Source organism: Vasconcelosia minhoensis LEGE 07310 (genome assembly GCF_015207255.1).
Lineage (GTDB): Bacteria > Cyanobacteriota > Cyanobacteriia > Phormidesmidales > Phormidesmidaceae > Vasconcelosia > Vasconcelosia minhoensis.
On record NZ_JADEXG010000002.1, the window covers coordinates 130,158 to 143,984 of the forward strand.

At 58.1% G+C, this 13,827-nt stretch carries 12 protein-coding genes and 1 tRNA gene; 4 read left to right on the forward strand and 9 right to left on the reverse strand.

Features of this window, described 5'->3' with window-relative positions:
- Nucleotides 1–85: 85 nt before the first annotated feature.
- Nucleotides 86–2,962 (reverse strand): alkaline phosphatase, encoded by a 2,877-nt coding sequence (locus IQ241_RS25295; protein WP_228021271.1) that lies wholly within the window; start codon nucleotides 2,960–2,962, stop codon nucleotides 86–88.
- Between the two features lie 419 nt (nucleotides 2,963–3,381).
- Between IQ241_RS25295 and IQ241_RS01645 the strand changes: the two genes are divergently transcribed.
- Together IQ241_RS01645 and IQ241_RS01650 are read left to right on the forward strand one after the other, a co-directional pair.
- Nucleotides 3,382–4,272 (forward strand): alpha/beta fold hydrolase, encoded by an 891-nt coding sequence (locus tag IQ241_RS01645; RefSeq protein ID WP_193904668.1) that lies wholly within the window; start codon nucleotides 3,382–3,384, stop codon nucleotides 4,270–4,272.
- Nucleotides 4,273–4,292: 20 nt separating this feature from the next.
- A complete protein-coding gene (locus IQ241_RS01650) occupies nucleotides 4,293–4,982 on the forward strand; it encodes a Uma2 family endonuclease (RefSeq protein WP_193904669.1) in 690 nt (229 codons plus the stop codon).
- A 460-nt stretch (nucleotides 4,983–5,442) separates the two neighbouring features.
- Here the strand turns inward: IQ241_RS01650 and IQ241_RS01655 are convergent, their stop codons facing one another.
- Nucleotides 5,443–6,009, reverse strand: a complete 567-nt coding sequence (locus tag IQ241_RS01655) for a plasmid pRiA4b ORF-3 family protein (protein ID WP_193904670.1) — start codon at nucleotides 6,007–6,009, stop codon at nucleotides 5,443–5,445.
- Nucleotides 6,010–6,158: 149 nt separating this feature from the next.
- Here IQ241_RS01655 and IQ241_RS01660 point away from each other — a divergent pair, with 149 nt between their 5' ends.
- Nucleotides 6,159–6,374, forward strand: a complete 216-nt coding sequence (locus IQ241_RS01660) for a hypothetical protein (RefSeq protein WP_193904671.1) — start codon at nucleotides 6,159–6,161, stop codon at nucleotides 6,372–6,374.
- A 52-nt stretch (nucleotides 6,375–6,426) separates the two neighbouring features.
- On the opposite strand, the gene IQ241_RS01665 is transcribed toward IQ241_RS01660, so the two are convergent.
- The 5 genes from IQ241_RS01665 to msrA all read right to left on the reverse strand — a co-directional run bounded on the left by IQ241_RS01665 (nucleotide 6,427) and on the right by msrA (nucleotide 9,648).
- Nucleotides 6,427–6,500 (reverse strand) — tRNA-Pro (locus IQ241_RS01665).
- A gap of 55 nt (nucleotides 6,501–6,555) precedes the next feature.
- A complete protein-coding gene (locus IQ241_RS01670) occupies nucleotides 6,556–7,200 on the reverse strand; it encodes a DUF3386 domain-containing protein (protein WP_193904672.1) in 645 nt (214 codons plus the stop codon).
- A 60-nt stretch (nucleotides 7,201–7,260) separates the two neighbouring features.
- Complete coding sequence (locus IQ241_RS01675) at nucleotides 7,261–7,455, reverse strand: hypothetical protein (RefSeq protein WP_193904673.1); 195 nt, start codon at nucleotides 7,453–7,455, stop codon at nucleotides 7,261–7,263.
- A 75-nt stretch (nucleotides 7,456–7,530) separates the two neighbouring features.
- A complete protein-coding gene (locus tag IQ241_RS01680; RefSeq protein ID WP_193904674.1) occupies nucleotides 7,531–8,622 on the reverse strand; it encodes a trypsin-like peptidase domain-containing protein in 1,092 nt (363 codons plus the stop codon).
- A gap of 342 nt (nucleotides 8,623–8,964) precedes the next feature.
- On the reverse strand, nucleotides 8,965–9,648 hold the full coding sequence (gene msrA, locus IQ241_RS01685) for a peptide-methionine (S)-S-oxide reductase MsrA (RefSeq protein WP_193904675.1): 684 nt from the start codon (nucleotides 9,646–9,648) through the stop codon (nucleotides 8,965–8,967).
- A gap of 56 nt (nucleotides 9,649–9,704) precedes the next feature.
- Between msrA and IQ241_RS01690 the strand changes: the two genes are divergently transcribed.
- The gene (locus IQ241_RS01690; RefSeq protein WP_193904676.1) at nucleotides 9,705–11,009 is read left to right on the forward strand and encodes a cytochrome P450; all 1,305 of its coding nucleotides are present in this window, start codon (nucleotides 9,705–9,707) and stop codon (nucleotides 11,007–11,009) included.
- Here the strand turns inward: IQ241_RS01690 and IQ241_RS01695 are convergent.
- Complete coding sequence (locus IQ241_RS01695) at nucleotides 11,006–11,563, reverse strand: YHS domain-containing (seleno)protein (protein ID WP_193904677.1); 558 nt, start codon at nucleotides 11,561–11,563, stop codon at nucleotides 11,006–11,008. The genes IQ241_RS01690 and IQ241_RS01695 overlap by 4 nt on opposite strands.
- A gap of 45 nt (nucleotides 11,564–11,608) precedes the next feature.
- A complete protein-coding gene (gene recJ, locus IQ241_RS01700) occupies nucleotides 11,609–13,816 on the reverse strand; it encodes a single-stranded-DNA-specific exonuclease RecJ (protein WP_193904678.1) in 2,208 nt (735 codons plus the stop codon).
- Nucleotides 13,817–13,827: the final 11 nt, after the last annotated feature.

Here is a 13,827-nt window from a genome sequence, read left to right on the forward strand (position 1 = left end):
CAGAGATTAAATGGACATTGTGAGGACGTTAAACTCAGTAATTTTGATTTGAGGCAGGTCTGTGGTAGTCAGATTGCTGAAGGCCCTATACCGACACAAAGCTAGCCTCAGTCAGCTCAGACGCGGCCACCCCATTCTCAAAAGTCGCCAGGGTTTCATCTTCGAAGACGATAGCGTTACCGCTCAAGGTCAGTGCGCCAAAGCTGAGGCCATCGACTAGACCGATGAAATCAGTGCCGACTTCAAAGTCCATAATCATGTCGGTGCCTTCGCCTGCGGCTAGGACAAAGGTATCGCTGCCGCTACCGCCAGAGAAGTCATCCCCGGTGAGGGTGTCGTTGCCCAGGCCGCCGCGCAGCAAGTCGTCGCCGTCGTCACCCCAGATCAGGTCGTCGCCATTGCCGCCGATCAGGGTGTCGTTGCCCGACTTACCTCCAATACGGTCGTTACCCGCACCGCCATCGATGAAATCGTCACCGCCAGGTTCACCCACTTGAGGAGAGCGGGAGTTGCGATCGCCGCGAGCGATATCATCGCCAGCACCGCCGCTGATGTAGTCATTGCCGAGGCCACCTGCTAAAACGTCAGCGCCTTCACGGCCCATAATCATGTCGCCTTCGTCACCACCGACAAGCTCTTCGTCAGCGTCGTAGCCGTTAATGAAGTTCTCGGTTCCCGTCAGCGACATCCCCATCGTTTGGGCAATGTGCACCTGGTCTACAAAGTTGGCAATGCCGGGGACTTCCTTGCCATAGCTGGTAAAGCCTTCGCCCTCAAAACCGGCGAGCAGGTCAGAGCCATCGCCTTCGTAATAGACCGGAACGGGTATGGTGGTGTGGGTGCCCCAGCCGTATTTCACAGCGGGATCAGAGCCCCAGTAGTGGCCAGAGCTAGGAACATCGGTGTTATCTGTTTTAACCAGAACTTCGCGTCCGTCTTCATCGAGGATAGGCGCGCCTTCCTCATCGACGTTGACCTCAACGATTGCCTCACCGGTTTCGCTATCCACCGCTGTCGTCAGCGCCTCAGCACCAAACTCGCGCAGTAGAGCAGGGAAGTCTTCATTCAGGGTGAAGTAGTGGTCGTGGTCGGCGGTGACGATGAGCAGGTTCTCTTCAAAGCCGCCGTTCTCACCGATCCAGTCGATCACGGTCTGCGCCGACTCCTCAAAGTCGAAGGTGGTGCCGATGTTGTTATCCAGGTTGTTGTCATGGGCCGACCAGTCGATATCGCCGCCTTCGATGGTGACCCAGAAGCCATCCGGGTCGTCTCCCAAGACGTCCAGGGCGGCAGTGGTCATCTCGTTCAGGTTGGCGTTGACATTGACCTCGCTGGCAATGAATTCCTCAACCGTTTCACCCTCTTTCAGCGGGCGAGTGGCATCGGTGCGGCTGCTCAGGCCGGTGTTGCTATAGTCGCTGTCGGCGGTGCGCCAGGGCAGGTTTCCACTCTGACCGCGAGCGCCATAGAGGCCAAACAGCTTTTCACCCGCGTTGACGTCAACGGTAGAAGCCACATCCAGCAGGGTTGCCCCGGCGTCTTCTCCGCGCTCCAAAAAGGTATAGCCGGTTTCACCACTGCGAAGGGACTCTAGCTGCTCTTCGCTGATGTATCGGAAGTCGCCGCGACCGTCGGGGTGACCGCCGCCCAGTACGAGCTCAGGCTGAGTTTCGTTGAGCAAATCGTAAACAATGTTGTCATCGGCAATCAGGTCGCCGTTTTCATCCAGGTTCTCAGCCCGCTCAGTCGGCGTGTACTTGTTGCGCTGGCTCACGTGGGCGACGGCAGCCGCAGGAGTCGCATGGCTGAAGGGCACTGAGCTGACCGTACCGAAGGACTTACCCAGCTCGCGAGCAGTTTCGCCCAGAGTTTCGAGGTCGTGCTCGTGAATTTCGACGCCGATCGCCCCGACGTAGGTCTTCTCACCCGCGTAGAGCGCCGTGGCCGTACCCGCAGAGTCTGGATAGAGGTTCTTGACGTATTCCGGATCGGGGTCAGGCAGCCAGGGTAGGGCGCGTCCTTTTTCTAGGTTATAAATCGGCAGGTTGCCACCCAGGGCTTCACCTACGGGAGTTTCCAGGTCAAAGCTAACGGTGCCGGAGTGCTCAATGGAGCCAGAAACTGGTGCAAAGCCATCTTCCAGGCTGAAGGTGAAGTCGGTAGCGTCAACGATATTGAAGCCCACTTGAAACTCGCCTTCAGCGGGAGACGCATCGCTGTCAGCACCGGTAAGCTCTAAGCCAGCTTCGTCACCCAGCAGCTCGGTATCTAGGAAAACGCTGGTCACGCCAGAGTCGATCGTGGTGGCAGCAGCATCGCCTGAGACAGCAGCATCGATGCGAGCATCCCCAACATCGGCACCCGCCAGGTCCTCGTCTCCGAGCAGGGCGGCCAGCTCAGGGGAAACTAGCAGGTCTGCGCCGCTGATCTCTAATACGCCGTCTTCGGTCTCAAATACTTCAGGGTTGCTGAGATCGAACAGGGGTACATCCAGGTCTACCGTGTCGGCTACGAAGAAACCGCTAGCGGTGTCGCTAACCCGGGCTGCGTCAAAGCCGACGGTGAAATTGCCGACATCTAGCGGGGTCGTTTCAGTATTGAAAACCGGGTCTTCGTCAAAACCGTCTGAATCCCGCAGCTCAGGGAAGAAGCCTTCTACCAGCGCGGGGTCGGTACTGAACTCGAAACCTTCACGAGGAGGCGCATCGCCGGTTTCATGGAGTAGCGGATCACCCTGTAGGGCAGAGTTGCCCTTATCACCGTCGATATAGGTATTGCTAGTGGTGGCAATAGAGTAACCTTCTAAGTTCTGAAAGCTGAGGCCAGTCCCTTTGCCTTCGGTGTAGAAGTCGCTGAGGGTATCGCCCGTGGCACCCTCGTTAATTGCTTTCTGAATTGCAGCGGCTCGGGCCATCTCCCAGCCCATACCGTCGCCGATCATAATGATTACGTTCTTAGCCATGATGTATTAAGCCCAATGGGAAAACTGAATGAGTCTGAGAAGCACTATCAGGAGCAGAGCGTTTCTGTCCCTAAAATCACCAAGGCCTATGCTTTCACGGCCAAATTAACTTTTCATGATGCAAGGGTTAAGATGGCTATTAACCTAGAAAAGTCTTTAATTACTTGACTTTTTACAATATCTAGTGAATGCCAAAGCTCGTGAACGCTAATTTCAGTCAAAGGAAGCTGTGTAGGAAACTTGCGGTTTGCATGCTTCAGTCATCTATCAAATGGTCTATTCAATTAGAGCTTGGCATCTTCAACAAAATGGTCTTTAGACATCGTCAGCTCGTCTACTCGCTTAATCGAACGGTGCCTTTAATTTTTATTAAACGCCGTTCAATAATCAGCTAACACACCTGGTTTTTGGAGGTTCGAATGTCTACCTTAGCTGCACCAATGTCTCTCAACGGGACAGTGGCGACCTATTGCTGGCATTGGCAAGGGCAGCCGATCACCTGCATCTATGAAACCCTGGGCTCGGGCCAGCCGGTTTTGCTGCTGCCCGCCTTCAGTACGGTCTCTACCCGGGCTGAAATGGCGGCTTTGGCGACTCGGCTGGCTTCGACTCATCAGGTGACGGCGCTGGACTGGCCCGGTTTTGGCGAATCCGACCGGCCCCGGGTAGACTATCGGCCAGAGTTTTATCGGCAGTTTTTGCAAGACTTTGTCAGCGCCCGGTTCGACCAGCCGGTTGCCGTCGTTGCGGCGGGTCATGCGGCGGGGTATGCCCTGGCACTGCCGGACGCCTGGTCAAAGCTGGTGCTGGTGGCCCCTACCTGGCGCGGGCCGCTGACGGTGATGGGGGCACCGGAGGCCGTGCGCGGCGGGGTGAGGGAGCTGGTGCGATCGCCCCTAATTGGCCAGGCCCTCTACGGCCTGAACACCCAGCCCGCCTTTCTCAAATGGATGTACAGCCGCCATGTGTTTGTGGACGAATCCAAGCTGACGCCCGACTACATTGCCCGGCGCCACCAGAGCACCCAGCAGCCCGGTGCCCGCTATGCACCCGCCGCGTTCGTCACCGGCGGCCTCGATCCGGTGCAAAGTCGGGCCAATATGCTGGCCTATTTTGAAAAACTAGCGGTGCCGGTAATGGTGATTGTGGCAGAGCAGGCTCCCTCCGCTTCGCGGGCCGAGATGGAGGCAATGGCCGACCAGCCCCAGGTACAGTCCGCTCGGCTGCCGGGCAGCTTAGGCCTGGCAGAAGAATATGGAAATGAGGTCGCCGCAGCCATTCTGCCCTTTTTGTCGGCTGTGTCAGAATAATCACAGTTTGGAGAGTAGCCATGCCCACCCCGATTAAGCCCTCAATACCGCTGCTGGAAAACGGTGACTGCCTGACCCAGGCCGAGTTTGAGCGCCGCTACAGGGCCATGCCCCAGCTGAAAAAAGCAGAACTGATCGAAGGTATGGTTTTTATGGCAGCCGCGCTTCGGGCAAACAGCCATGGCAACCCCCACGCGCTGGTAATCGCCTGGCTTGGGGTCTACTATGCGGCAACCCCCGGCACCTATCTCGCGGACAACACCACGGTGCGGTTGGACATGGACAATGAGCCGCAGCCAGATGCCCTTTTGCGGATTGAGCCAGCGGCTGGGGGACGGTCTCGAATTACTGAAGATGACTATATCCAGGGTGCACCGGAGCTGATTGTGGAGATTGCGGCGAGCAGCGCTGCCTACGACATGAATGTCAAGCTAAACGCGTATCGCCGTAACGCGGTGCAGGACTATATCGTCTGGCAAATGGTCGAAAATCGGATTCTCTGGCTTCATCTGGTCGAGGGGCAGTACGAGCGCTTGGAACCGTCGCAGGGACTGATTGAGAGTCCGACGTTTCCGGGATTGGTGCTGGCAGTAGAGGCAATGCAGCAGCGAGAGCTGGGAATCGTCCTGGCTCAGCTGCAGAAGAGTTTGGGGACAGCTGCTCACCAAGCCTATATTCAGAGGCTAGCTAGCTATGGACGTGCATGTTAATAACGTACCAGCCATCAGCACCGGAGCCCACTCTTCGAGAAGAGCAAGCTCTACATCCCCAGCCCTTCTCCCGAGGGGAGAAGGGAGCCGGATTCAAAGTCCCTCTCCCCCGGGCTACTGTGTATACATAAATCGGAGCATGGCAGAGTATCGCGGATGGCCCACCCTTCGGGAAGAGCAAGCTCTACATCCCCCAGCCCCTTCTCCCAAATTTGGGAGAAGGGGAGCAAGAGCTTTTGGACTGCAAGGCTTTCACGGATTATAAAGTTTATTTGGTTACGAGCAGCTGACCAACTCAAAGTCCTTCTCCCAGTTTTGGGAGAAGGATTTAGGATGAGGGCTAAACACAGGCAGGAAAAGGGTTTCAGGGGTTGTGTATACACAGTAGCTCCCCCGGGAGAGGGATTTAGGGTGAGGGCGAACCGCTACGCTATTTAATTGCCAGTCTCCCAGGGCATGGTCAGCGAATCCCCTTCAGCTGCTGATTGGTTTCCTCCAGGTCAAAATGCTCTGGGTCAAACTCACCATCGACCCATTCCAGCATGGACTCGTGCTCGGGGTGATCGGGCGTTTGGATCGCTTCTAAAAATTCGGCGTAGCCCCAAATGCCGCCGCAGTCCTCTGGGGGGCAGGCCCGCTTACCCTTGATACAGATGGGATAGCGCACTTCAGGGTCCGCTGGCAGCACCTTCTCGACCAAGATTTTATGATCCCAGCCGTCGCCCATATCGTAGATGTAGGAGAACTTAAACTTTTCGCCGGTGACAACCTGATTCAATCGCACATTGCGCTCGCTGCGGATATCGAGATCGTATTCTGGCATCGGTTCGCCATAAGCTTCACCAAAAATGTCAAACTCATGCATGTGGCATTCATACCAGCCCATGGCCCGCTGGATAATTTTGTGTAGCTTACCCAAGGTAATGTCGCTGGCGACCTGCACCCGCCGCCAGATCGGCGGTCGTGCGCCGCTGAGGGTGATTTTGAGCTGATAAACCGTTGACGTCGCTTTTTTGGCGGGAGGCATGGTTAGGAGGGTGACGCTATCTGTACTCAAATTCAGTGTAGGGGAGACGATGCTCAACGGATCGCTATGTCGATTTTCTTATCCTTGGCAGCCGGAGATGAAAATTCCAGCCTAAGATGTGCGTAGCCCGCTCTCTAGGACCTAGTCTTATGTCTATAGAATCCATTGGCAACCCGCCGCCAGCAGCCGACGAGCTGCGCGCCGAGATCGAAAAGCAGCTGCCGGATATCATCGCTAGCTTCAATCAGGTTTTGCAAGAGCAGTTTAGTTTTGAAGGCATCCGAGTAGGGGGATTCTCCGTCGTTCCTGCCGAAAACGCGACTGACGCGATCGCATGTGATGAAGAAAGCTGTTCTATTACCTGATCTGCATGGCCAGACAGCATAAAAGCCTGCTCAACGAGCAGGCTTTTATCAATCGGAGCGGCGGGATTTGAACCCACGACCCCCACTACCCCAAAGTGGTGCGCTACCAAGCTGCGCTACGCCCCGGTACGCTTTCGCGCTTACCTAGGATAGCATGTTCAGCCGGAGGCGTAAGGGGGTTTTACCGTTCGGGCGACATCAGCTGGATATTAGAAAATTGGTATACCTGCTCCGAGCCATCCTCTGAGCGGATTACCCGCTCGGTCAGGATGAAATAGTCGCCCACTTTTTCGTACTCATCCCGGTATTCGCTGCGGCCCTGCTTGAGCTCGCCGGTCTTGGGGTCGTGGTAGACCGAGTCATAGGTGTGGGATAGGTAGCCCGCGCCGGTATCGTGGGAGTCAAAGGTGTTGATCGTTACGACGACGCCGTGGATATGGCGATGGACTAGCACAACTTCGTCATTGCGGACCTTATACCGGTCGCCTTCGGACTTGCCGCTGACCAAAATTTCGACGGCGCCGCTGTCGTCTACTTCGCCCAGCTCGAACTTATTTTTGCCATGGGTATCTTCAAACTCGCGGCGGACCCGGTGGATGGCGACTTCCCACAGCTGGCCCTTGACCATTTTGTGGGCTTCTTCATCGTCGATTCCGGCCACTTCAGCAGAGAGATCTGGGTTGACCTGGGCCTTGCCGGTGAAGGTCTGGTCGCCGCGCCGGAAGGTGACGTCGGAGGTATAGCCGGGGAAGCTGCTATCCCAGGTATAGCGGTTTTCGTAGGCGGCCCGTAGCAATTCGCGGGCAGAGGTTTTAATGGCAGTCATACTAATTTTCTCAAATAGCGTTCTCTCTACTGTAAAAGGTCTGGCGGGGTTCTGCTGCTTTTAACGCCTCAGCTGGCAAGTTCGGGGAATCGCAATCTGGGCCACGCTGACCCGCAGGTGAACGTTAGGTCCCCAGTCCCGCTGATAAATCCAGCAGTACCCATCCTGATATTTTTCCAGGATGAAATCGGGTAAGTCGTGGGGCTGCTCTTTCAAGCGGAGCGATATGCCGGGTCGAAGGGTGAGGCAGGCCATGGAAAACACCTGATAACGCTGCGGTGGGCCTATAGTACCGCAAAGTAGTACGTTTGAACTGTATTATTCGCAACCTCATCCTCTCTGCGCTGGCAGCTGCTCCGGTCGCACCGTCACTTCCACGGCCTGATCCTGCCGCATCAGCTTAATCAGCAGCGGATTACCGACGCCGCTTTGGTCTAGGATTTGCTGAATTTTTTCGGCCTTGGTAACGGGCTGCTGCGCGATCGCTTGGATCACATCCCCCGGCCTCAGCCCGGCCCGCGCCGCGGGCGAATTGCGGATCACTTCCATCACCAGCACGCCGGTTTGGGCCTCAATGCTGATATTCAACCGGGACATGCGGCTGATCTGCTGCTGGATGGCCGGGTTCAGCGTCAGCATCTGGACGCCGATGTAGGGATGCTCCACCGGTTTACCGGCAATCAGCTGCTCGGCAATCCGCCGGGCCGTATTGATCGGGATGGCAAACCCCAGCCCCTGAGTGCCGCCGATGATGGCGGTGTTGACGCCGATGACTTCGCCTTGCTGGTTCAGCAGCGGGCCGCCGGAGTTGCCGGGGTTGATCGCCGCATCGGTTTGGATGAAGCCGACCCGGCGGTCGGGGACGCCAATGGCGCTGCTGGAGCGTTCCGTGGCGCTGATTACGCCGACGGTTACGGTTTCCTGGAGGCCTAGGGGATTGCCAATCGCGATCGCCCACTGCCCCCGCTGCAGTTCGTCGGAGTCGCCCACCTGCACCACCGGCAGATTGATGTCAGAGCGCACCTGCACGACGGCGACGTCGGTAACCGGGTCCTTCCCTAAAACGCTGCCCTCCAGGAACTGGCCGTCTGGAAATAGCACCATCACCTGGTCGGCATTAGCGACGACGTGGGCATTAGTCAGCACATAGCCGCGCTCGTCAATCACAAAGCCGGAGCCAATCCCCTGCATCATGCCGCCCGGTGGGGCAGAGCGCGGACCGCCAAAGGGATTGAAAAAGCGCGGGACATTGCCCCCCAGGCCGCGGGAAACGTTGATCTGAACGACTGCGGGCTCAGCCGCCTCCACTGCCGAGGTGACAAAGTTGGGTTCGGCAGCCAGCGCAGCCGGCATCCAGCCCAGAAGGCAGCCTAAACAAAGGCCGATAGCGGCAACGCAGCGGATAATTAGTAGGCGAGTCATCGGGAATCTATAAAAACGTTCTGCTGTTAGGCATACCAGGTTTTAGCTGTGCTTTGCGTCTGCCTTTGGAGGCGACACAGTCAATAGGATTCAGAGTCGCTCTTTGCAAAACGGTTAGCCGACAAGTTGAAGCTTGAGCTATATTGACGGATGCTTCTATCAAGCTATAGGGTGGCAGCCCCAACTAGGTTACCGCCGCTGCCGAAGCTGCCAGCAAAGCCATTACATGCCACAACCTGATTGACTGACAAATCTCTATCCCCTCATTCCCCCAGCCCCTTCTCCCACGCGGGAGAAGAAGGGGAGCTAGAGACCAAAGTCCTTCTCCCCTCTACCAATGGCCTAATCGTGAACCGGAGCCTCGTCGCCCCACAGCTCAGACAGGCGCTGGTCCCGACCGCAGCCAAAGCGATAGACCTTATAGCGGACGGGGTGGGTTTGATAGTAGTTTTGGTGGTAGTCTTCCGCCGGGTAGAATTCCGACGCAGGTAGCAGGTCGGTGGCAATTGGCTGGTCAAATTTATTAGAGGCTTTTAGCGATCGCTTAGACGCTTCGGCCAGCTGCCGCTGCTCCTCGTTCTGGTAGAAAATTGCTGAACGATACTGGCTGCCCTTATCGCAAAACTGGCCCTGGTCGTCCACCGGGTCGATGTTGTGCCAGAACACCGGCAGCAGCTCTTCGTAGCTGATCTGCTCGGGGTCATAGCGAACTTGAAGCGCTTCTACATGGCCCGTCGTGCCGGCGGAAACCTGCTGATAGCTGGGATTTTCCACCTCACCGCCGGTATAGCCCGAGATAGTAGAAACCACGCCGGGCAGCTGGTCGTAGGGCTTTTCCATACACCAGAAGCAGCCGCCTGCGAAAACAGCCTCGGCCAGCTGGCTATCGTCAGCGCTGATTAGCTGAGCCGTCTCTGATGCTGACTCTGCCGGCACAGATGCACTGGGCTCGGCGCTGGAGCAGCTCAGCAGAGCCGTACTCAGAAGCAGTACGCTCAGCCAGGTGAAAACTTGTTTAATCCTCATTTATCCCGCAAGATCGGTTCATCTGCACCGATCTTAGCTTTTTTGCGACCTATCCTGTGACCTCTCTTCCCCTCCCCCCCGGACAGCTCGGGCTGCCCCTGATTGGCGAAACGCCCAGCTTTCTACTCGATCCGCGCTTTGCTGCTAAACGTCAGCGGCGCTATGGCAATTTCTTCAAAACCCATATCCTCGGTTCGCCAACGGTAGTCTTTATTGGTCCAGAAGGCTGCGAATTTTTGCTCTCCAGCCACATGCAGCATTTTGCCTGGAAGGGGGGCTGGCCGCAGAATTTTCAGGAACTGCTGGGCGAATCGCTATTTTTGCAGGATGGCGAAACCCACCGGCGCAATCGGCGGCTGATGATGCCCGCCTTTCACGGTAAGGCGCTGGAGGGCTACTTTTCGACAATGATGAATCTAGCTGAGCAATATCAGCAGGACTGGGCGCAGCAGGACGAGCTGACCGTCTTTCCGGCGATGAAGCAGTTCACCTTCGAAGTGGCCAGCGTACTGCTCGTCGGCAGCCCGCCCGGAGCGCCGATTGACCAGCTGTCGCAGTGGTTTACCGACCTGACCAACGGCCTGTTTGCCCCGCCGCTACGCTGGCGCTGGCTGCCCTATGGTCGAGCCCTGCGCGCCCGCGATCGCTTACTCACCTACATCGAAGAAATGATCCAAACTCGGCAGGCCAACCCCACCCAGGACGTGCTGGGGCTGCTGCTGCAAACTGAAGATGAGGCGGGCAATCGCCTCAGTCAGGAAGAGATTAAGGTGCAGACGCTGCTGATGCTGTTTGCCGGTCACGAGACCACGACCTCGCTGCTGACATCGCTGATGATGATGCTGGGTCAGCATCCCGCTGTGCTCCAGCAGGCCCGAGAAGAGCAGGATGCACTAGCGGCTACCGGCACCCTGACGCTCGATCAGCTGAAGCAAATGCCCTACCTCGACCAGGTGCTGAAAGAAACTGAGCGGCTGTATCCGCCGGTAGGAGGCGGCTTCCGGCAGGTAATCAAGCCGTTTGAGTTCAAGGGCTACCGCGTCCCGGCTGGCTGGCTGGCGCTCTATCGGATCAATGAAACCAACAGAGCCGCTTATGCTGCGCCAGACCGGTTTGACCCGGATCGCTTTAGCCCGGGCCGGGCCGAACATAGGCCGTCAGACTACAGCCTGGTGTCCTTTGGCGGTGGCCCCCGGGTCTGCCTGGGCCTGGCCTTTGCCAAAATGGAGATGAAAATTTTTGCGGCCCTGCTGCTGCGGCGCTATACCTGGAGGCTTGCCGCCAACCAGGACCTGAGCATGAAGCCGATTCCCACCCTGCGACCGGCCTCGGGGCTAAAGCTCAGCCTGGCGCGACGCTAGAGCAAAACATCCGGCCAGTTTTCATCGGCATCGGCGATATTGTCGGGAACGTCCTTCAGCCAGCGCTCCTGAATCTTTTGGTTGAAATTGAGATAAAGCCGATTATCTACCACCGTCCAGGCTTCGGGGTCGATTGGCGCGATGTAACCCTGACTCACCGCCCAGGCGCAGAAGCCGCCGTACTGGGGCGCGTACTGCTCGGGACTGCTGGCAAAGCGATCGCGATTTTCGGCACTGGCAAACTGCCAGGTCACGCCTTCCCAGTCGTGGGTAAATTCTGAGCTACCGGGGACGTATTCGGCATCTGTGAAATAGGCGACGGGGTCGGCTCCCTTAATGGCCACGCCGTCTTCCTCGTAGACAACGTAGGGCTCAGTCTGCTCGGACGGCTCTGCTACCGCAGAAACGCCGTCTGCGGCGGCGGCGACATCGGCCTCAGCGGCGGACTCTGAAGAAAAGACTCGAGTGCTGGTCTTATTGCAGGCAAAGGTGCCCAAACTCAGAAAGAGCAGCGCTGCTAGCGATCGCTGGGTGAGAGAAAGACGGGGAATCATAGGCCGACGGGCAAACATCCAAATACAGCCTATCGGAAAAGCTGCTCAGCGAAGATTAGAAATTGCTGGCTGAGCTGCCGTGGCGGGCACCTGATCGAAGTACAGACGGCGAAATTGCTCTTCTCGCAGGGCATCCAGAAACTGTTGTAGCTCGGCTCGGGGTAACTGGGGGGCTGGAGTCAGGCTGTGCGACGGCAGGCTGAAGCTCACCGCGTCTGACGTTTGGGTCAGCTCAAAGCCCAGCTGCGCGATCGCGCTCAGTCCCAAAGTTAAAGTGCGATCGCCAATCCCCAGCTTTGCACAGAGCTGCTCGCGGCTGGCCGTCTCACCGGTACGGCTAAGATACTTGGCCAAACCCACCAGCGTTTCCCAGGTCTGGAGGGGGTCTCCCACCGCTGACGGGGCCAGTTCTAAGAACGGCTGGAGCTGGGGAAGATTCGCAACCTCTGTCTCCGCCGAACGCAGGTCAATCAGCCGAACTTCGTAGCGGCTGGCTTTGGCATGGCTGTTGTAGTCCAGCTCGACCACGACAGCGCAGCGACCGGGCGGCAGCTCGTCTTTGTAATGCTCCCACCAGATGCCCGCAAAGCCCTCGGGCTGGGTCTCGTCGCAAAGTCGAAATTCGGTTTTGATGTAGCTCAGCTTGCGGCCCGCGCGATCGCGCAAATTCTGATGCCAGGTGCGCTCAAACCAGGCGTCTTTAATCAGCAGCTTGGGCGCGGGATTGCCCATGCCGCAGGGTTCTAGCAGGCTAAGCTGGCGGAATAGGTCTGCTCCTAGGTCGGCGACGGTGACGGTCAGGTCTACTGCTAGGGTGGGACCGCGATCGCCCTGTAGAGCCTGAGTCTGGCGCAGCTGACGGTTGACGGCTTCGGTAAACAGAGGCAGATTTTCCACCGGCAGGCTGAGCCCGGCGGCGAAGGGATGGCCGCCAAAGCTGTGCAGCAGATGGGCCTGGGCCTGCACCAGCTGATAGAGGTCGATTTTGTTCACCGAGCGGGCCGACCCCCGGACCAGGCGAGGCCCACCTGAATTCGCCGACTCGGCGTCCAGGGTCAGCAAAATTGTCGGCTTGCCGTACTGCTGTGCAATCTGCCCCGCCACCAGGCCCAATATACCGACGGGCCACTGGGGGTCGGTCAGCACAATCACGCCGGTGGTAGACAGGTCGAGGCTGGCGAGCTGCTGGGTCACCTGGTACAGCACGTCTTTCTGCAACGCTTTGCGGCGGGCGTTGGCGTCCTCGGTCTGCTCGGCTAGCACTTTACAGCGCTCGGCATCCTGGCTGGTCAGCAGCTCCACGCAGAATCCGGCGTCGCCGTGAATCCGGCTGACGGCGTTGATCCGCGGACCAATGCCGAAGGAAATATCGGTGGGGCGATCGCCGGTGCGACGGCAGAGCTGGAGCAGCCGGGTGACGCCGGGACGGCGGGTCGCGATCGCGGGGTCGCTGGCCCGCTTCAGCTGCTGGATACCCACCTGGGCCAGATAGCGGCAGTCGCCAGTGAGCGCCACTAGGTCGGCGATCAGGCCAATCGCCACCAGGTCTAGCAGTTCTGCCAAGGGCCGCTCGGGGATGTCGGGCAGGCGCTGGTACAGGGCTTCGACTAGCTTGTAGGCGGTGGCGACGCCTGAGAGGTCGGCTAGGGGATGATCTGGGGGGAGCGATCGCGGGTTAATAATCGCCTCAACCGGCGGTCGCTCCGGCGGCAGGGTGTGATGGTCGGTGATAATCAGCGATAGCCCCAGCTGCTGCGCATGGTCAATTTCGGCCAGGTTAGTGCTGCCGGTGTCGCAGGTGACGACCAGCGAAAAGCCCTGGGCGGCGAGCTGCTCTAGTCCGACCCGGGCCAGGCCATGGGATTCCTTCAGCCGGTTGGGGATGAAGTAGGTCAGCTGCTCTGGGGCGAAAAACTGGCCGAGTCCATCCCACAGAACGGCGGTTGAGGTAATCCCATCGGCGTCGAAGTCACCCCAGATTGCGACTTTTTCGCCCTGCTCGCGGGCCTGGATCAGCCGCGCGACGGCCTGCTCCATCTCTGTGCCAAAGTTAAACGGGCTGGCAGGCTGATAGTCTGCTGGATTGAGAAATCTCCGCAGCTGTTCAACAGTCCGAACACCGCGCTGCCACAGCAGCTGAGCGCCAAACTGGGGCCTGTGTTCAAGCCTGGCCACCTGCCGCACCGCTTCGGGCCAGTCGGGCGGAAGCTCCGGCGGTGGTTGAATCTGCCAGGATGCCTGGGGTTGGACCATAGTCGAGGGGG